Genomic DNA, 18,963 nt, shown 5'->3' with positions numbered 1-18,963 from the left:
GTAATGAACTTCCTTGACCTGATACTGACCCCGTTTCGGTACGTAGTCTCGTGGATCCTTTGGGCCTTCCACGAACTGTTCACATCCATTGGCATGGATCCCAACTCCGGTTGGACATGGACGCTGTCCATCATCTTCCTGGTTTTGTTGATTCGAACCGCACTGATCCCTGTATTCGTGAAGCAGATCAAGGCTCAGCGCGCCATGCAGGCACTTCAGCCAGATCTACGCAAGCTCCAGGCGAAGTACAAGGGCAAGAAGGACCAGCTCTCGCAGCAGGCGATGATTGCCGAGCAGCGTGCCCTGTTCAAGAAGCACAAGACCAACCCGCTGTCTTCCTGCTTGCCGATGCTTGTCCAGATGCCGTTCTTCTTCGCGCTCTTCCGCGTCTTGAACAGTGCCTCCCAGGCCAGCGCCGCCGGTGAAAGCGTCGGCAAGCTGTCGGCCGACCACATCAAGAGCTTCGACCAGTCTTCGATCTTCGGTGCCCGGCTTTCCGAAACCTTCCTTGGCACCATCAATTCAGATGGACCGATCAATGGCGCAGTAATCGTTGTTGCCATCGTGATGATCCTGGCGATGACCGCCTCCCAGTTCATTACGCAGAAGCAGATCATGTCCAAGAACATGACGAAGGAAGCCCTCGAAGGCCCCTTCATGCAGCAGCAGAAGATCATGTTGTACATCCTGCCGCTGGTATTCGGCATCGGTGGCATCAACTTCCCGATCGGTGTTTTGATCTACTGGACGGCCACCAACGTGTGGACCTTGGCCCAGCAGTACTACGTCATTCGCAACAACCCGACTCCGGGTTCACAGGCCGAGCGCGAACTCAATGAGCGCCGCGCAGCCAAGGGCCTTCCCCCCATAGGGCAGAAGAAGGCCGACGCGGAGGCTGCGGAAGCGATCGTTGAAGAGCCAAAGGTGCAGCGCGTCCAGCCACAGCGCAAGAACAGGAAGAAGAAGTAGCCATGAGCAATGTTGAGCAGAGCGACGCTATTGAGACCACTATTCCGGCTGAGGAAACCGAAGTTCTTGATGCTGCCAGCAGCATTGAAGAAGAAGGCGACATCGCCGCGGACTACCTCGAGGAACTGCTGGACATCGCCGATCTCGACGGCGACATCGACATTGAAGTCCGTGGTGGACGAACCTATATCTCAATCGCCGGGGAGCCTGAAGACGAGGCGTCCCTGCATCGCCTGATCGGTTCCAAGGGCGAGGTCCTGGACTCCCTGCAGGAGCTCACACGACTGGCTGTCTTGACCGCGACGGGCAACCGCTCACGCCTTGTCCTGGACATCACCGGGTACCGTCAGGGACGTGCCGGCGAGCTCAAGCGTATTGCTGAGGAAGCCGTCGCGAAGGTCGAAGCGACCGGCGACGAAGTGGCCCTCGATCCCATGAGCGCCTACGAACGCAAGCTCGTTCACGATTGCGTGGGGTTGTTGGGCATGCACAGCGAGTCCGAAGGCGAAGGCCCTCGCCGCCACATCGTCGTTTCACGCGCCGACTCCTAAGCACGGAACCAAGGAACAACACGCTATGAGCAACGAAGTAGAACTTACCGCTGAAGAGAGCCAGGCCGCCCGGACCGTGTTTGGCGACCGTCTGGAGCTAGCAGAGCGCTACGTTCAGCACCTGGCCACCTCCGGCATGGAACGAGGCCTGTTGGGCCCTCGTGAAGTCCCGCGGCTGTGGTCGCGGCATGTCTTGAACTGTGCGGTCGTTGCCAATCTGATCGATGAGGGTGCCCACGTTGCCGACGTCGGCAGCGGCGCGGGGCTTCCGGGGTTGACCTTCGCTCTGGCCCGCGCCGACCTCGAGCTGACCTTGATTGAGCCGCTGGAACGTCGTTGCATCTGGTTGCACGAAGTTGTTGAGGACCTCGGGCTTGAGAACGTTACCGTGATGCGGGGCCGTGCCGAGCAGGTAGTGGAGCACGTGAATGCGGACTTCGCCACTGCTCGCGCGGTTTCGGCCTTGACGAACCTTGCCGGGCTCACCATCCCGCTGCTCCACGGCAAGGGTACCGTTTTGGCCATCAAGGGGCGCTCCGCGGCCGAGGAAGTGGACAAGGCGGCCAAGGTTATTCGCCGCCTGGGCGGAACCAAGACCGAGGTCGTGACGGTGGGGGAAGACATTCTCAGCGAACCGACGACCGTGGTGCGTATCAACGTAGGCTAGCGCAATCGCGATAGGCTGTATCAGGTGGCTCCAAGCCACCTGTTGAGTTAGTAGAGAGAACCGTTTTGAAGCGTAGCGTTAACAAGATTCCACCGTTTGCAGCGCTTTTCGCTAATTTTGGTTCATCAAACACTCAAGAACAACCTAAAACGATTGATTCAGTTGAGGTTGAAGCTGTTTCACGTGAAACAATTTTTACCGCGGCGCCGATTCTCGATGAGAGCGAAGCCGTGGAGTTAACGGATTCCGATGGGGAGGACATAGTGGTGGCGAAGGAACCTGCGACAGTGCGAAATGTTTTCGATACCACCGACGATAGTTCTCCATTGGCTAGCCAGCTTGCCAGCGAGCATAAGCGTCGCGAAAAGCTGAGCGGGAGGAAACTGCCGAAGCCAGATACCACCCGTTACATGACGGTCAGCAACCAGAAGGGTGGCGTCGGCAAGACGACCACCACGGTGAACATTGCTGCCGCCTTGGCCATTGCGGGACTCAACGTCTTGGTGATCGATATCGATCCGCAGGGGAATGCCTCGACTGCGCTGGGCATCGAACACCACGCGGACGTAGACAGCATCTACGATGTGCTCATCAATGACATGCCTTTGTCTGATGTTGTTGCCATCTGCCCGAACATCGACAACCTTACGGTCGCGCCAGCAACGATCCACCTGGCCGGTGCCGAAATTGAGCTGGTGTCCCTGGTTGCTCGCGAGCAACGGCTTCGCCGAGCACTGGAGCAATATGCCCAGTACCGGGATGCAAACGGCATGGAGCGGTTGGATTATGTCTTCATTGACTGCCCGCCAAGCCTGGGACTGCTGACGGTCAATGCGTTCGTGGCAGCGCGTGAGGTTTTGATTCCAATCCAGTGTGAGTACTATGCGCTGGAGGGACTGAGCCAGCTCCTGAAGAATATCGAGATGATCCAGAAGCACTTGAACTCGGACCTAACGGTTTCGACGATTCTCCTGACCATGTACGACGGACGGACGAACCTCGCCGCACAGGTTGCCAGTGAGGTACGTGAACACTTCCCGAACCAGGTGCTCCAAGCTCTGATTCCACGAAGCGTTCGGATCTCAGAGGCTCCCAGTTACCAGCAGACCGTCATTACGTACGATTCGAGTTCCACCGGTGCCCTTTCGTATTTGGAAGCAGCCGCGGAGATTGCGGAGCGAGGCAACAGCTAGCTTTCCCGGACCGAGCAACCCAGGTTGTTCGATCGGTGGCCGGTGTTGTGATGGTTCACAGTATTCTTTGGCCGAATGTTCTCGGAATAGGTTGTTTTAAGGATTCCGCGTCCTGAAACGGTTTCTATCACGGCATACCCCTTGACCTTGGGGGTTGGTAGGGGCAGAACCATCGCTTCTCAGCGGCGTGCGAGCCACACCCGTGAGCCGCGTCCTTAACAATCAATGGCCAGCCAGTAGAATTGCCTTGGGTCAAGGTAGTAACGGTGTCGAAAAGGAGTAACATCCAATGTCGGAAAAACGACGTGGTTTAGGACGAGGTCTAGGTGCGTTGATTTCGAGCAGCCCTGTCGTTGAGACTGAGGACGAAACGCCTAAGATTGTTTCACGTGAAACATCCAAGACGAAGACCGCGAGCTCGGCGAAGACCGCGGACCTGACAGCACCAAAGCGCAAAGCATCGGGAACCGCCTCGAGCGCCAAGAAGGCTCGCCCCGTGGACATGTTCTTTGTCCCCGGAAAGACCGAGGAAGAAGTCGCGGCCGAGAAGTCTGCCTCCACAACCTCTCCGTCCGCTGCGGCAAAGAAGCGTCGTGCTCAGATGCCGGGCCTCATTGCATCCTCAGGTCGAGCAGGGGAGGTCGACGTGGTTGAACCTGTCGACAACAACCTCGTTGACGTACCTGGTGCCAGTTTCGCTGAGATAGCCGTTGATAAGATCCACCCAAACCGCAAGCAGCCCCGTTCCTACTTCGATGAAGAACACATGGACGAATTGGTCCATTCCATTCGCGAGGTGGGGCTGCTGCAGCCAATTGTCGTGCGGCCGTCGCGAGAGAACGACAAAGAGCCCTATGAGATTGTCATGGGTGAGCGCCGCTGGCGGGCCACCCAGGCAGCCGGCCTGACCACGATTCCAGCGATTGTCCGGGAAACCCAGGACGATGATCTTCTTCGTGACGCCTTGCTGGAAAACCTGCACCGTTCGCAGCTCAATCCGCTCGAAGAGGCGGCCGCTTACCAACAGCTGCTGAGCGAGTTTTCCTGCACCCAGGAAGTCCTGTCGGAGCGTATTGGTCGCTCCAGGTCCCAAATCTCCAACACCATTCGACTCATGAAGCTACCCGCTCTTGTGCAGCGCAGAGTTGCAGTAGGAGTTATCTCCGCCGGGCACGCGCGCGCTCTGCTGGGGCTGGCCGATGTGGTTGAGATTGAAAAGTTGGCTCAGCGAATCGTCAATGAGGGCATGTCGGTGCGTGCCACGGAGGAAGCCGTCGCCATGAGCGATGGTCAACAAAAACCGCGGAAGGCGGCCGCGCCAAAGCAGACGCAGCGCCACGAGCGCCTCGATTTCTTGGCAACGTCACTTTCTGATCGGTTGGATACAAATGTCAAAATCTCGCTCGGGGCCCGGAAGGGTCGAGTAAGCATTGAGTTCGCCAGCGTTGACGACCTGAACCGCATCATGGGGGTTTTGTCGCCGGAAGCAGAAGCCAAGTAGCCGTGGCCCTCGAACTAGATTGCAGTGTTTCACGTGAAACACTGCAATCTTGATTTAACGTGGCATCCAGCTGACGTTGGCGCCGACGGGATCGATTTTGCATCCTAGTCGGCCAGTTTCCAGATAGCCGCGGCGCTCGCGTGGTTGAAGCCGGGCATTTCCGTCCAACCGGGTCGTCACCTCCGCCCATGTGGGCCAGGCAGACGCCTGGCGGAGGGCTCAGGGCACCTGCGCCCTCCCGCGGGTCCTCAGTGGCATCCTGAGGCCCCTGAGAGCCCCGTGAGAGGGCTGGGGAGTGGCCTTGGTGGATAAGCAGTCAATGTCTGGGCAGAAATGCTCCTCTAGACACCGAGGGCTCATGGGATTGGTGACTTCGAGGCTCCCTGCTGATTCCAGATCCCGTCCTATTGGGAACCGCTAGCCTGGGTAGGTCTTCATTGTCTGAGATCCCTGCAAGGCACCTTAGATGTCGTGGATATTTGCTCCTGTGGGAGCCATCGATCTTGTTGGTGGGGACCACGCCCGGAAAACACAAATATTCCACCTTGGACACCACCGGTGGCCTTGCTGGGAGCCACGTTGTCGTCGGTAGATGTCCGAGCCGATGCAGTGAGCCGTCCCGGCCTTGAGACGGAAGTGTTGCCCGGGCCGGGCCGATGGGCACGGTGGATTTCCGGAAGCGCATACGGCTTCCATCCTGCCGGCGATGGATGGGCTGCTCTCGGAGCGCACAGGCGGGAAGCGTCTCCAAGTGCTGCCCGAGCCCATGGAGCACGGCTGCTGCTCGACGGTGCTCTGTCCGCTGTACCTGAGGAAGGACTGGCTCCAGCGGATCGGCTCCGGCATCGACGTCGGCGTGGTTATCGACATCATCGTGCACGAGAGCATCTTGATCGGCATCTGAAGTAGCAAAGGGCGCGAGAAGATCGGCGCCGTTCAGCATGGCAGGACGTGTTGGAAGCCAGTCGCTCCCGTTCAAGCAGCCGCCATCCCCCGAACGGCAAAGTCGGTGGCCCCCGTTAAGACGGAGCATTCGATAGCGGGCGCGCGACGAAGCCGTAGCACGCCTGGGTGCATCGGATAGCACCTTCGCGACGTCCGACGGGCTGGCCGGCGACATCAACCACCCGGGGTCGCTGACTTTGCGCCGGCACCCAGCAAACGGCCACGCGAGCCGCCGACACGTGGCCGGGCATTCCAGCCGAGTATCTCGGACCTCGCTCGGGGCCGACGCCGTTGGACCGCGGGGGAGCGTCGGCACGCCGCGGGCTCCGTGCGTGACTCATCGGATGCCGTCGGCACAAGCCTTGGCGGCCAGCAACTGCCGGCATGTTGCCTGCCCCGACCGCAGTCGATGGCGTCCTGGCTTGTGCCGGGCCTTCGGCGTTCCCGAGGATCTCCGGCGGCCACGGGGCAGCCGGACGCCAAGTGTCGGCCCACCGCTGAGCACCGGTTGAGGGGCAACGCCTCAGGCCACCGACCTGCCAAGGGCTCGGCTCCTCCGGGTGCAGTTGTGTGGTGCGGTTCCCGACCATGGAACCACCTGCGGCCGAGGCTAATCCAGGTGCTTTCCGATGCCCGCACAGCTGCTGGCCGTTCGACCCACGTGCGCTACCGAAAGCCTCGTCTCAACAGTCCCAACGAGAGTAGTGAGTGGTCCCCCAAGCGCCGAGTACTCAGAATCCTTTTCACACGAGGCACCTGGGGACGATGGCAGTATTGCTAGCGTCAAGATCGCCATTGTTAGCTCCCGCGCGGTGTTCCGGTATATCCGATGTGGTTCGCACCTTTGATATCGTAAATTTCCCAAGAGCTGGTGTTGACCCAGCCACGTTTTGGACGTCGATCTGGTTGGCGGGTGCATCTATTTGGCCGACTACGAGCAGAGTCTGACAGTCGTACAGCCGCTGCAGATCGGGTCACCGGCGTGGACACCTTGGCCACGATTAGTCTGCAAATCTTCTGTCGATCAGGATCACGCCAAGACGATGCATGGTGAGGCACCTTTGGGTGATCGTGTGATAGCTCGTTTTCCATGCTGTACCACTCGAGCAGGTGTTGTGCCTCGGCCAGGGCGTTTTTCCTTGACCATACTCCCGTGCAAGGGCCAGAATCGCGCTGGACATCAGAATCGTTCGCAGGGCGGTATTGAGGCATGGCGGTGTCTGATGAGGAAAGTGACCGAATGACAAAGTACCTGATCTCGTTCGACGGTGAGGCCATGATGTTCCGCGAGCACCACTACGACTGGGTGGTCCGCGATGCGCCTGCCGTCATAGGCGAGGCCAAGACAGCAGGCGTGTACATCTTCAGTGGTGGGATCGATGGGGACGTCGGCCCGGTGCTCGTGGCCGTCGACGGCACCGTTGCCGAGGGCGCCCACCTTGGGCACAAGGTGCGGAATGGCGGCTACAGCGTTCTCGACCTGTCATCGCGTGAAGCCACACTTGAATGGGTAGGCATGATTGCCGTCGCATGCCGCTGGGCCCAAGAGAATCGGTAGTTCCAAAACGACCCGGCAAGCTGACCGAGGTAACCTTTCAACGTCGGTTGTGCATAGGGCTCCACCATTGGTCGATTGGCACCCTGTATCGGGAGAATATCCCAGAGCGACGGCATGTCACCGGTCCACCCATAGATCGGCGCCAGTTCGTATTGCCTCGCGTATGCGGCTCGCTCATCCATCTCCGGTTGAGTTTAGGTCTCTCGAAGAACGGCGCCATCTCTGGGAGCCTGACGATGGCGTCGGTTCGCACGATACGACGGGGCCGGCAAAGAAATCCTTTGGGCCGGCGGATGCGCCCCACACGGGGGCGCAAGCGGAGCCGGAAGACCTGGGAATACATTGGTGCCAGGATCTTGAATCTCACTTCAACGCATGAGTACAGCCAACGCCGTCAGGGGGAGACGTGCCCGCAACGTAGGCGTCCCGGATGAAACTGCGTGGACGCTAGTCGGATCCTGGGATCAAATGTTTCACGTGAAACGCAGTCTCGTGGACGCAGGGGTTGGCATGGAACGTATTACTGTTTGCATGCGACCACCCTGGACCGAATGAAACCGTCAATGTTTCAACCATACGCAGAGGTACATCCCTGGCAGGTCACGTACCCATGGAAACTGAACCAACCAATCCAATTGATGGGGGAGTGCGAATACGAACTGTAGCTCCCAAGCTTGAGATTCAGTTCGAGTACCATCTACGAAGGGAATCTGTTGGTATCGGTTCGGTTCAGGGAGGCAAGGCAGACCGTCAGCACCAAATGGCAAGGTGCGAGTCTGGTTCCCTCCACGAAAAAGAATCCCGCAAATGTTGATTGGTAGCCGTCATTCACGGTCCTTCGACCTGACCACAGCCTAGGCTTCCAAAATTGCGCCCTAGCCCTCATGCCCGTCGGATGGCATCTCACCGACACCAGATGTGCCATTGGCGAGGTGGTGTCCGTGCGTCAGCTGCCCTTGGGCGAACCGACAATCGGTGCGCTGAGTTAGAGGCTCTTCGGAACCGCTCCATTGGCGAACCCCGCCTTTTCGACTGCCGAGAAGACGGGGACACACCCAGAGTGTCAACCGATCGAAGAGTTGCTCGGTCAAGAGCATCTGCACGAAATCGAGGCTGCCGACGACGTGGACGTCCTCGTGCCAGTCATGCAGTTCATGTATAGCTTCACGGACATCTGGTCCGAGCAGAGTGGAGTTGTGCCATTCGAGGATCGGTGTTTGGCGGGAGGCCACGTACTTCGGAACACGGTTGAGCGATTGCGCGGTGTTCCCGTCCTACCGAGTCCAGTACGAGGCGGAAGTGTCGTAGGTCCGACGCCCATGTAGAAGGGCATCCATTTCCGGCAACCCGGAACCCACTTGTTCGTCGAGACCTCGTCGCAGAGGATCTGCCAACGGCCGATCACAGGCCGTCTTCGGCCATCTGGTTCCTGCGCAACTGCGACAAGAGCGACGGTGTCCCATGCCGCGCTCCTTACCAATCGCCCGTCGTCGCTCAGGTGGAGGAAACACATCGAGCGCGGCACAGCTATTCGTGCCGTGCAACGGGTTTCGACGGAGGGAATCGACCACACCCACCGTCGTCCGAAAATTCATCGGGCGGTCGCGGCAACAACCCTTCCCGAACGTGAGACAAAAGAGCGGAAATCGCTCGGTAGTTTCGTAGTGGGTGCAGAAATATGTTTAGAAGTCGGCGGGCCGTAAGGACCCGCAAGACGCCCCAGGGAATGGAGATAATCCGCGTTCCTGGACGTTGGTCAGTTGGAGGTGAGCGGCGCGGAACGCATGGTTCTTTTCGGTCAAACGGTTCGGTTGATCTGGACAATGTTGTGAAAGCTGAACACGAGAAACCGGTGCCCTGGGGGAGCAGCCGCCGTTGCCGTTGGGGCCACCGATATTGGTGCGAGGGCCAGCAATGCTCAATGAGGGATTCCACGGGCAGACATCGATTCCCTCCATTCCTGAACGGAACTAGTCTGTAGCCAGGTCTCGCGGTGGATGTTCGGGACCCTGAACGCGTCGACATGGCTGCCAACGTGTAGCCGCTGCAGGCCGTCCATCTGTGCGTACAGACTGCAGAACGCCGCCGACGTCGATCAGTGGCACCTTCTCCAGCCTTCGCGCAGCAGGTGGAGCGAATGCCCGCGGGGTAGGTGCTTAGGGATCACCCCTGACGTACCCTCGCAATCTGTCTGAGAGGCAGCGTGGATGCCGTCCGAGAGCGCCGTGGGCGGCTCCCAAGGACAATATGCTGCCACCCAAGAACGACAGGCAAGCACGGCGCACTCAATGCCCGCCTAACTGGGCAGGGAGCCCATCTGGTCGAAGCGCTGCCAGCCGCCGTTGGCGAGGACCAATGACCAGACGCGATCGTCGGAGAAGAATCAGACCGAGATGATGACGGAACATTGGTGCAGGACACGTCGCTCCCGGAAGACTGCGTGCAGGAAGGGAGGTGAACCGGCAACCGGCGTTGCTGTGGATAGAATCGGGTGCACGAGGCAGAACGATGACCGTCCTTCCCAAATGCCTCAGCTTAGAATCACCGGAAGCACCGCTAGGGGCGTGTCCGCGTGGAGTCTCGGACGGGGCAAAGAGGCCCCCCGAGCGCGGTGTCGACATGAGCAGTGCGGGTGGCACCCACAAAGGAAGTATTGTTGCGGGCCATTGGAACCGCGGGCTAGATGCTTGTGGGAGCAAACTTCAACCGGACTTGATGAGATGACATCCCGAGCGTGAACCAATATGTCGGATCAGGTTTCCATCTCTTCCCTGGAGCAATCGATCGTCAGTGTCGTACCAATTGCGAAACACCCAGGATGGGGATGAAGCATGAATCGAAGTGAGGATTCCAGACGCAACGAAGAACTCCTCTTGAATAGGGACCCGCCGGTCACTGGCGTGAGAGTCCGCCGGAGTTCCCGCACCTCATACTTCGTTTTCGCTTAGGGATCGCCTGTACCGATGCCCATTTCCCTGAACTGGACTCCGCGGGGCAGGGATTGAAGCCCATTCAGCCACGGGGTATAGCTGAGTTCCAGGCACTCAAAATGCTCCGCCCGACCCACGAGAAGAAGGGGGAAGCCGATCGCCCCTTCTTTCCATCCAGAAGATCGGGGACTATTGGAGAAATGCCTTGCGCCCACATCTCGAGGCAGACGAGTAGAGGATTCCCGCTTGGTACGGTCCTCTTCATGACCGGACCGTAGTGCGCTCGGCTGCAGACTACGAAGGTGATGAACCAGGCCCAGCGCACTCAGGGATTCCGAACAAGGAGTCTCCTAATCCGCAGGCAAGCCGACGACGCTGGTTCCTCCCCGCAGAGGAAACAATGAACGAGGAGGTGCTCCAGTGGGTTCCTCAGACCGGTAAACCTACCCCCGCCGCTACAGCCAGCCGGATTGATTCGGCAACCAGGAACGTTCTTCGAGGATGACTCAACATACGAATTTCGCCCGCGAATGTTTCACGTGAAACGTGGGCGAATGCGGCTAGGCATCCTTCAGGATGACGACGAATGCCGAGGGGATAGCGGCCGGGCCTCAAGAATGTTTCACGTGAAACAGGCAGACGTAGGCACCCCTGGCCTCTCACGACAAAACTGGACACTTCTCAAGCTACGGGGAGCTTGTTTCACGTGAAACAACCGGGTGTTTTCAAAAACGTCGGCCTGAGCCGTCCCCGGCCGACTGGGGAATCCTGCCCGGATCGTGTCTTGCGCCGATGGTGACATTGGCGCGCCTCCGGCGGCCCTAGCAAACAATTGCCCGTGGCCTCTTGTCCGGGAGTTCCGAGTGATTGCCTTTCGCCCAATGACGCACCCTCGCAAACGGAGGCCTCGCTTGATGCCGCGCAGCCGCAGACTCGCCCGCCAGCTGCGCCCGGTCTGACTTGATGGCACGTCTAAGGCCGCACCCAGAGGAGGCACGGAGACGGCTCGTGGCATCACGGGGAGACGCAGCCGGAAGGGGAAATCATGACAGCGCGAAGTCTCGCAGTCGCGGGTGCCCACCACAAAAGAGGTCCAGGAGAGTCGGATAGCTGCCGCGGAAACTGGCTGTGCCAGGACGAATACAGGATGCTTCGAGGGGTCAACGGCGCGACATTGTCACCAGTGGCCACCCAAGCCGGCGGAAGCCGTGATCATCAGGACCCGAAGTCCTTGCTCTGATGATGGAGGTCGATTGCCTTTTCTCGAGCGCGTGCCACCCGGTGGAACGGTGAATCTGCCCTGTGGATTGGTTGAAAAGTTGGCGCCCAGGCGGTTGGCCAGGGCCAGGGGACAGTGAGCATCGTCCAGTGGCCGAAGGGCTCAGGCAGTGCGAAGGCGGGATGCCTGGACCGACCCCGGTTCAGCCGTGGACCCAAGTTGGGCAAGTGTCCACTGGCCTGCGCCGGGAACCACTGCTGCCTGAAGCATGATGCCGCTCCGGCATTGCGAAAATAGGGCCGGTGCCGAGGATGACGGAACGACGCAGAACACCCAGATGAGTATTAGATCTGCCAGGGATCGCCAAGGACTTGGGGGAGCGCATCCGCGGGAACGGCGCCAATCTTCCCCCTTGGCGCCGCTCTGAGCGTTCGAGGCGGCCGCAGCAGCTGTCGACAACCGACGAGCCCGCGACATACACCTAACAGGCGTGGAAGGGGGCGTAGCTGCCAGCCCATGCCCACCAACGGCGGCAACGAAACCGCTGGGGAACACAATTTTCACTTCCCTGAGGCGTGGTGGTTGGTCGATCCCTCCAGGAAGCTGTCCGGAATAACCTTGTAACCCAAGGTACGGCACTGCAGAATTGTCCGCCTCGGTGGTTCCCGGCTACGCATTATCAGTCGAAGAACCGGGTCCAATGATGGAGACTGCGGTGGCTATGCGCACGCGATGATCGTGGACACGATCTTCCGCAACAGGTTTGGGATCAAACCAGGAACCGGCAACATTGGGGAATGGGCCTGCCTGGACTTCTGCCGGTAGTTGGAATCCGGACAGGACAACGGTTCCCTGCAGCAGAGAGGCTTGCTTTCAATGGCAATATCCCCAATGGGAAGCTCCATCGAAGCCAACGATTACTCACTTAGGGAGACCGGACATTCGCGGGTTCGCCCCTGAGTAATGGGCGGAGGACAAGCGCTCCGTGAACGACCCCGGCGCAAATCATCCACGCGCAGCGAGGACCCGAAACCATGCGCAAGCCGTCGAGAACGGGAGGGTTTCGTGGTCGGGCCGTTTCGGCAATCCGGTAGCGGTGCCCAGAAAACGCCACCGGAAAACGGCCGCGCCCGAGGCCGCTGAATGCACCCGGCACCACGTCGTCGTTGTCGGAATTTGCGGTCATGGTCTTTGGCCCGAAGACGCCGGTCAATGACGAAATGGTTGGTGTGAGACAACCCGGCTGGTGATGATCATGGCACGTACATCGGCACCGCGACCATGGACCATGCCTGCCCTTGAGACGGGAAAACAACTGACGAGACAAGAGCGGACCAGCTGCACCCGGGACCACGGCCTTGTCGATTCAGAGGTATCCAGCTCTGGTTGCGGCACATATTCGCGATGGACCAGTCCGTTGATCTCATTCACGGCGGGTGGTCGACGAAAGCCGCGGACGTTGGCAAAATTGCTCCGCACCTCGTATCGGAACCAAACGGAGCCAGCACTGCTGCCGGCGAAAGCCGGCCCTTCGATTCGGAGCCCGGTTAACTGGGTGCATCAAATACTCCCGAAGCAGACGGCCCGCCTGCGTTCCGGTGATCCTCTGGATTCTTTCAATTGAGAAGCAACGCATGGGCATCCATCGTGATCGCAACTGGCCCGATCGCAAGTGATAACGGTGCGAAACTAGAGTTTTCCGAAAGAACACTTATAAACAAATGATTTCATTTGTTTAAACGTCCAGCTTGTTCCAGTGTCCATCGTTGACGAGCACGACTACACCCTGGGGGAGGTGAGGGCCTTAAAAAGCTCGGTGCAGCCATCCCGAGGGAGTGGCTGCACCGAGCGGACGGAAAAGTCGCGAACCTTACAGGAAGGCAGCGAATTCCTTTTCAAGGACCGGCTTCGGCTTGGCGCCGATCGAGGTGGCAACGTGCTCGCCGCCCTGGAAGACGTAGACGGCCGGGATGCTGGTGATGCCGTACTTGGCGGCAATGGCCGGGTTGTCATCGACGTTGATCTTGACGACGTCGATCTTCTCGGAGTGCTCTGCGGCGATCTGCTCGAGGATCGGGGTCAGCTGGCGGCACGGTCCGCACCACTCTGCCCAGAAATCGACGATGACCGGCTTGGTGGCCTCAAGGACCTCAGCCTGGAAAGTTGCGTCGGTGACGTCTTTGGTCTGGCTCATGGCTTGCACCTTTCGTTAAGGTTCTCTTCCCCGTGCTGGGGAAAAAATTAGTTGGAGACTGAGACTGCGTTTGCGGTTGCTGCGGCTTCGACATCGGCAAGGTAGTGCTCGACGTCGAGGGCGGCGGCGCATCCCGAACCGGCTGCCGTGATGGCCTGGCGGTAGGAGGCGTCGATGACGTCGCCCGCGGCGAAGACGCCTGGCAGGCTGGTCTTCGAGGTGCGGCCGTCAACGGCGATCGTGCCCTCGGCGGTCAGGTCGAGGACGTCCTTGACGAGGTCGGTGCGCGGGTCGTTGCCGATGGCCACGAACATGCCGGTGATGGCGACTTCCTGCTCCGCACCGGTCTTCAGGTTGCGGAGGGACATGGCGGTGACCTTCTCGGCGCCCGAGATGCCGATGACCTCGGAGTCCCAGATGAACTCGATCTTCGGGTGTGCCAGGGCGCGGTCTGCCATGATCTTCGAGGCACGCAGGGAATCTCGGCGGTGCACCACGGTGACCTTGGAAGCGAACTTCGTCAGGAAGAGGGCTTCCTCCATGGCCGAGTCGCCGCCGCCGATGACGGCGATTTCCTGGTCGCGGAAGAAGAAGCCGTCGCAGGTCGCGCACCAAGACACGCCGTGGCCGGCCAGTCGCTTCTCGTCGGGGAGCCCGAGCTCGCGGTATGCGGAGCCGGTGGACAGGATCACTGCGTGGGCGCGGTACACGGTGCCGTCGCCCAGGGTGACGACCTTGACGTTGCCGGCCAGTTCGACGGCGGTGACGTCGTCAAAGAGGATCTCGGCGCCGAAGCGCTCGGCCTGCTTCTGCATGTTGTCCATCAGGTCCGGGCCCATGATGCCCTCGGGGAAGCCCGGGAAGTTTTCCACGTCGGTGGTGTTCATGAGCTCGCCGCCGGCGGTCACCGAACCGGCAATGACCAAGGGCTTCATGTTGGCGCGAGCCGTGTAGACGGCAGCGGTGTAGCCCGCGGGGCCGGATCCGATGATGATGACGTTGCGGATGGCGTCTTGTGCTTCTGTGGCCACGGGTGGGCAAACCTTTCATAAGTGCGGTCTTGTTTCAAACACACCGCGGGGAAGAGGGGCTATGCGGCATAACAGCGAATGCCTTGGTGGTATTCCCGGACCGGTCCGGCTAGGAGACGCGGAACTCGCCGATCTGCAGTCCGTACGGGCGTGAGGCGTTGGCTCCCGAGGCGCGGCGGGGCAGCTCGGTGACGTTCAGGAACACGTATTGCCCCTGGGCGCTGTCGCCGTCCTCGCCGCTGACCGGGACGGTGACCGTCGGACCCGTGAAGGAGCCGCTGGAGACCATCTTGGCATCGGAAAGGTTGTTGGTCTTGCCCACGCGGATCTCGAAGGAACCGCCGGAGCCGTTGAGGCCCTCCAACTGGATTTCGGAGATGTCGGACTGCTTCTTCAGCTCCACGATGAACACCATGTTGGAAGCCAGTCCGCCGAACTGCGGGGACGTGTAGGAGTAGGACTTGTACAGGCTCGCCGGGTTGCCGTCGATGGCCTTGGCCAGCGTGTTGTCGGTGTCCGAGTTGAGATCCTGGTTTCCGGGGACCATGCGCGTGATGTCCGCGATCTTCGGCTTGACCGCCTCGGCAGTGGGAGACTGCGAGGCTTCCCCGCTGGCGCTGCCTGATTCGGTGGCGCTCTGCGTGGGGGTGGCGGTGGCCACGGGCGAAGGCTTGCCTCCGCCGAGGGTGTTGTAGGCGAAAACGACGGCCAGCACCAGGACGGCGCAGAGCAATGCCCCGATCAGCAGGCGTGTGGTTTTCTTTCCGCCCTCGCCGGCTTCCTCGTCCTCGTATTCGTCGGCAAGCGGCTCCGAATAGGACTGGGCCGCCACCGGGAAGCTGGAGGGCACGCGCTGGCCCGATTCGTCGACGGTGATACCGCGGGACTTCTGCGCCGCGGCCAGGGCCGCCGCCGAGGTCACGACGGGCTCCTCGGCATGGTCCGGCTGCTCCATCCGGGTGACCTTGGATGCAGGCTTGGCAACGGGCGGAGCCGGGGGAGTGAGGGGCGCTGCCATGGTGGCAGCGGGGGCCTCGGGGGAGGGAACAACGGGGGCTGCAGGCGACGGTGCCGACGATGCGGGCACCACGGGTGCCTGTTCGGTGCTCGAACCTACCGTGGCGGGCGGCGCGACGGGCGCTGCGGCCGGGGGGACCTGCTTGCCGCGGGTGAAACGACCCTTGATGTTGTTCAGCTTCTCGTTGAGGCTGATTTCAGGAAGCCTGTCCAGCATGGCCGGACGCTGCTGTTCCTGGGCGCGCTGGTCCTCGTAGTACTCGGCGTCGTCATCGTAGCTCGCCGGCTCCGAGGAGCGGGACACGCCAAAGATCTCGGTGCCCAGGGTGTCGGTGTAGAACGGTTCGACGTACGGCGAGTCGGCCTGGACCACCAGGTCAAGAAGGTCGGCCGGCTCTGCGAGGTTGGTCACCAGATAGGTGTTGCCCTCGGAAATGCCGAGGTCGAGGACCTGCACCGCGGCGTAACGTTCACCGGTGGCGATTTCGCGCGCGCTCGTGGCCAGCTGCGAGGCATTGGCCGTTGAACCGACGAGGATGCTCACCGGACGGTTGAGCACCTGGTCGATGCCACTGAGTACCTGGTCTCCGTCTGCCGAGGTCAAGACCGATTCGGTCACCTGGTAGCGGCCGCCAAGCACGGCGCCAGCGTCGATGGGCTGCGACACGATTCCCTCCCGGGATTACTTTGCGTTGCCGGCACCCTCGTGGGTGCCCCGTTCCATGTTACCGGGCCGGGGAAGGGATTTCGTGAAGAACAAGCCCGATGTCGCCGGTGCGGCGGGCACGCGAAGCCCTTCTGCGAAGGCGCCTAGCGCCGCAGCACAGGGATCCGGCGGGCGAGCGGGCCGAGGAAATTATCCAGCTCCTCGGAGCGGATCAGCCGCAGCAAGACGATGTAGAACACGGCCATGACGGAACCGACGACGGCAATCGAGATGATGGCCGAACCAATGGAACTCCATGCGAATCCCCAGCTGTAGCCTCCCAGCAGCCACAGCACCCCGGCGCCCGCCATGCCCGAAAGGGCGGCCATCACACCGATCCTCACGTAGCTGTCGATCACCTGGGCGACTCCGTAGTCGCCGTAGCGGCGGACGACCAGGACGTGCGCAATCACCGCGGAGAGCACGTTGGTACCACCGTAGATCAGGGCCACGGCCCTGGCGATCTCCGTCGCGGGCAGGACCTGCACCGCACCGAAGGCCAGCACGACGCACAGCACGGCGATGACCGTCTGGATCAACATGGGCGTCTTGGTGTCCTCCTCGGCGAAGAAGACCCGGATCATGAAGAAGTGGATCGACTTGAACGGCAGCCCCAGCGTGGTGAGCAACAGCAGCTGGCCGATGGCGGCGCCCTGCAGCATCGCGGTGGAGGAACTTCCGGCAAACAGCCGGCCCAGCGGCCCGGCCAGCACGATGAAGGCCACAGTGGCGAAGACGATCGGCACGGCGGTGGTGCGCAAACCGCGGGAGAGCAACGGTGCGATGTCCCCGCGGCGCTTCTCGTGGAAGGCCTTGGTGAACTCGTTGAAGAGCATCGTGGCCAGGGTGAGGGCAAAGATCGAGTGCGGCAGCACGGTGATCAGCTGGGAGGTGTTCAGCGCGTACTCGCCGGGAATGTCGGCGCCGCCGAAGGGCATGCCCTCACGGGCATTGGTGGCGGCCGAGACGAACTTGGAGTTCACCAGCGAGGCGATGTTGCCGACCATCATCGAGCCCAGGGTCCAGGCGGCAAGCTTGCCCACATGGCGCAGGCCCATGCCGCGCCAGGAAAAGTCCGGGCGCAGGTTCAGCCCGATGCGGCGCAACGGCATGAACAGGGCCAGGGCCTGGACGACGATGCCCAGGGTGGCTCCACCGGCCAGCAGGGCCGTCCGGGAGGTCGTCCAGCTGTCCAGCTGGTCATTCCCGCCGCCGTAGGCGCCAAAAAGGACAATGAACGTGCCGATGGTGAGGATCTGCACCAGGTTGTTGGCCACCGGGGACCACATGTAGGCGGTGAAGCGGTTGTGGGCGTTGAGCACCTGGCCGATGACCGCGTAGACACCGTAGAAGAAGATCTGCGGCAGGCACCAGTATGCGAACGTGGTTCCCATGGCAATCATGGGTTCGGTCCAGTTGAGGGTCAGGACCTTGATCAGCGGCCCGGCCATGGAAACGAGCAGCACCGTGGCCAGGCCCATCACCACGATGGTGAGGGTCACCAGCTTGGAGGTGTACGCCGATCCGCGGTCGGAGGCCTTCGAAGCCTTGATGAGCTGGGGGACCAGCACCACGTTGAAGATGCCGCCGGCCAGCAGCATGAAGATGATCGTCGGGATGACGTTCGCCTTCTCGAAGATGTCGGCCATCGTGGTGCTCGAGCCGATGGCAACGGCCAGCAGCGCGGTGCGGATGAATCCGAGAATGCGGGAAACCAAGGTGCCAGAGGCCATCAGGGCATAGGCCTTGGATTGGCGTTGGGCCTGGTTTCCGGCCGGTGCTTGCGGGATCTTGGGTGGCGTGCCGGGGCGCGCGGGGTGCTTAGATACCTGGGACATAGTTGGGGAGTACTTCACGCGCAAGATCGGCGATGCGCCGCTCATTGGGGAAGGACAGGCGTTTGCCGAGATCCAGCAGGGGAACCCAGGCCACGTCCACGGCCTCGTGGTCGGGGTCGTTTTCAATGGTCAGTTCGCCGCCCGTGGCACGCAACAGGAAATGGTGCACGGTCTTGTGGACGCGGTAGTTGGTGACGGTGAACCAGTAGTCGACCGAGCCCAGCGGTGCCAGGATGTCACCGGCGATTCCGGTTTCTTCCTCGATCTCGCGCACGGCGGCTTCCTCGTTGGTTTCCACGCCTTCGGGGTGTCCCTTGGGCAGGCACCATTCGAGCCGACCGCCGCGGTTGTACCGGGCAATGATGGCCACCGGCAGGCTGGGAAGTGACGTATCGATGACAACGCCGCCGGCCGAAACTTCCTCCACGGTGGGGAGCGGGTGGTGCCCGGGGCTCACCTGTGCCTGCGCATGCGCCATTGACGCAGTCAACGGCGTGCGCTTCGGGGCGCTGGGAACTGGATGGGCCATGGCAACCACTCTATCGGTTCCGCGGCGCTTCGTGGCTTGCCCCGCCCGGCCTCCGCGTGTTATTCGTGTCTTCGTTACGGGGCGGTGATGTCGGCGGCGTGTGGAAGCTAACGCC

12 protein-coding genes are annotated in these 18,963 nt (G+C 61.0%); 7 read left to right on the top strand and 5 right to left on the bottom strand.

The genetic code is table 11. From position 1 onward, the window contains the following. The first annotated feature begins 3 nt into the window (after nt 1–3). The 7 genes from yidC (at nt 4) to FPY90_RS14315 (ending at nt 7,384) form a co-directional block, all read left to right on the top strand. Nucleotides 4–969, top strand: coding sequence for a membrane protein insertase YidC (yidC, locus tag FPY90_RS14345; RefSeq protein WP_071216206.1), 966 nt, complete (start codon nt 4–6; stop codon nt 967–969). A 2-nt stretch (nt 970–971) separates the two neighbouring features. Then, the gene (locus FPY90_RS14340; RefSeq protein WP_083411453.1) at nt 972–1,520 is read left to right on the top strand and encodes a Jag family protein; all 549 of its coding nucleotides are present in this window, start codon (nt 972–974) and stop codon (nt 1,518–1,520) included. Nucleotides 1,521–1,545: 25 nt separating this feature from the next. Then, nucleotides 1,546–2,187, top strand: coding sequence for a 16S rRNA (guanine(527)-N(7))-methyltransferase RsmG (gene rsmG, locus FPY90_RS14335; RefSeq protein ID WP_071216205.1), 642 nt, complete (start codon nt 1,546–1,548; stop codon nt 2,185–2,187). Between the two features lie 266 nt (nt 2,188–2,453). Next, nucleotides 2,454–3,380: a ParA family protein gene (locus FPY90_RS14330; protein WP_498685600.1), complete on the top strand. Its 927-nt coding sequence runs from the start codon at nt 2,454–2,456 to the stop codon at nt 3,378–3,380. Nucleotides 3,381–3,669: 289 nt separating this feature from the next. Beyond that, nucleotides 3,670–4,881, top strand: coding sequence for a ParB/RepB/Spo0J family partition protein (locus FPY90_RS14325; protein ID WP_071216204.1), 1,212 nt, complete (start codon nt 3,670–3,672; stop codon nt 4,879–4,881). 706 nt (nt 4,882–5,587) lie between these two features. Then, nucleotides 5,588–5,785, top strand: a complete 198-nt coding sequence (locus tag FPY90_RS14320) for a hypothetical protein (RefSeq protein ID WP_071216203.1) — start codon at nt 5,588–5,590, stop codon at nt 5,783–5,785. A 1,281-nt stretch (nt 5,786–7,066) separates the two neighbouring features. Next, nucleotides 7,067–7,384: a YciI family protein gene (locus tag FPY90_RS14315; protein ID WP_498681736.1), complete on the top strand. Its 318-nt coding sequence runs from the start codon at nt 7,067–7,069 to the stop codon at nt 7,382–7,384. A 6,019-nt stretch (nt 7,385–13,403) separates the two neighbouring features. Here the strand turns inward: FPY90_RS14315 and trxA are convergent. From trxA to FPY90_RS14290, 5 genes are all read right to left on the bottom strand, one after another. Next, nucleotides 13,404–13,727: a thioredoxin gene (gene trxA, locus FPY90_RS14310; RefSeq protein ID WP_071216200.1), complete on the bottom strand. Its 324-nt coding sequence runs from the start codon at nt 13,725–13,727 to the stop codon at nt 13,404–13,406. Nucleotides 13,728–13,774: 47 nt separating this feature from the next. After that, nucleotides 13,775–14,758, bottom strand: a complete 984-nt coding sequence (gene trxB, locus FPY90_RS14305; RefSeq protein WP_498681734.1) for a thioredoxin-disulfide reductase — start codon at nt 14,756–14,758, stop codon at nt 13,775–13,777. Between the two features lie 109 nt (nt 14,759–14,867). Beyond that, nucleotides 14,868–16,442: a hypothetical protein gene (locus FPY90_RS14300; RefSeq protein ID WP_498681732.1), complete on the bottom strand. Its 1,575-nt coding sequence runs from the start codon at nt 16,440–16,442 to the stop codon at nt 14,868–14,870. A 143-nt stretch (nt 16,443–16,585) separates the two neighbouring features. Further along, on the bottom strand, nt 16,586–18,319 hold the full coding sequence (gene murJ, locus FPY90_RS14295; protein ID WP_498681729.1) for a murein biosynthesis integral membrane protein MurJ: 1,734 nt from the start codon (nt 18,317–18,319) through the stop codon (nt 16,586–16,588). Beyond that, nucleotides 18,303–18,848 carry an NUDIX hydrolase gene (locus FPY90_RS14290; protein ID WP_175475393.1) on the bottom strand — a complete coding sequence of 182 codons (546 nt, stop codon included), beginning with the start codon at nt 18,846–18,848 and terminating at the stop codon, nt 18,303–18,305. Before FPY90_RS14290 ends, murJ begins: the two co-directional genes overlap by 17 nt. Nucleotides 18,849–18,963 lie beyond the last annotated feature (115 nt).

Source organism: Arthrobacter sp. C2, assembly GCA_024207135.1.
GTDB lineage: Bacteria > Actinomycetota > Actinomycetes > Actinomycetales > Micrococcaceae > Paeniglutamicibacter.
Note: the sequence above shows the minus strand (reverse complement) of the source record. Positions and strands in the feature narration are given on the sequence as shown.

Excerpts from the sequence above, each read along its gene's own strand:
- FPY90_RS14320 (WP_071216203.1), top strand. The coding sequence starts at position 5,588 with ATGGATGGGCTGCTCTCGGAGCGCACAGGCGGGAAGCGTCTCCAAGTG.
- FPY90_RS14325 (WP_071216204.1), top strand. The coding sequence starts at position 3,670 with ATGTCGGAAAAACGACGTGGTTTAGGACGAGGTCTAGGTGCGTTGATT.
- trxA (WP_071216200.1), bottom strand. The coding sequence starts at position 13,727 with ATGAGCCAGACCAAAGACGTCACCGACGCAACTTTCCAGGCTGAGGTC.
- FPY90_RS14315 (WP_498681736.1), top strand. The coding sequence starts at position 7,067 with ATGACAAAGTACCTGATCTCGTTCGACGGTGAGGCCATGATGTTCCGC.
- FPY90_RS14340 (WP_083411453.1), top strand. The coding sequence starts at position 972 with ATGAGCAATGTTGAGCAGAGCGACGCTATTGAGACCACTATTCCGGCT.
- FPY90_RS14290 (WP_175475393.1), bottom strand. The coding sequence starts at position 18,848 with ATGGCCCATCCAGTTCCCAGCGCCCCGAAGCGCACGCCGTTGACTGCG.
- rsmG (WP_071216205.1), top strand. The coding sequence starts at position 1,546 with ATGAGCAACGAAGTAGAACTTACCGCTGAAGAGAGCCAGGCCGCCCGG.
- murJ (WP_498681729.1), bottom strand. The coding sequence starts at position 18,319 with ATGTCCCAGGTATCTAAGCACCCCGCGCGCCCCGGCACGCCACCCAAG.
- yidC (WP_071216206.1), top strand. The coding sequence starts at position 4 with ATGAACTTCCTTGACCTGATACTGACCCCGTTTCGGTACGTAGTCTCG.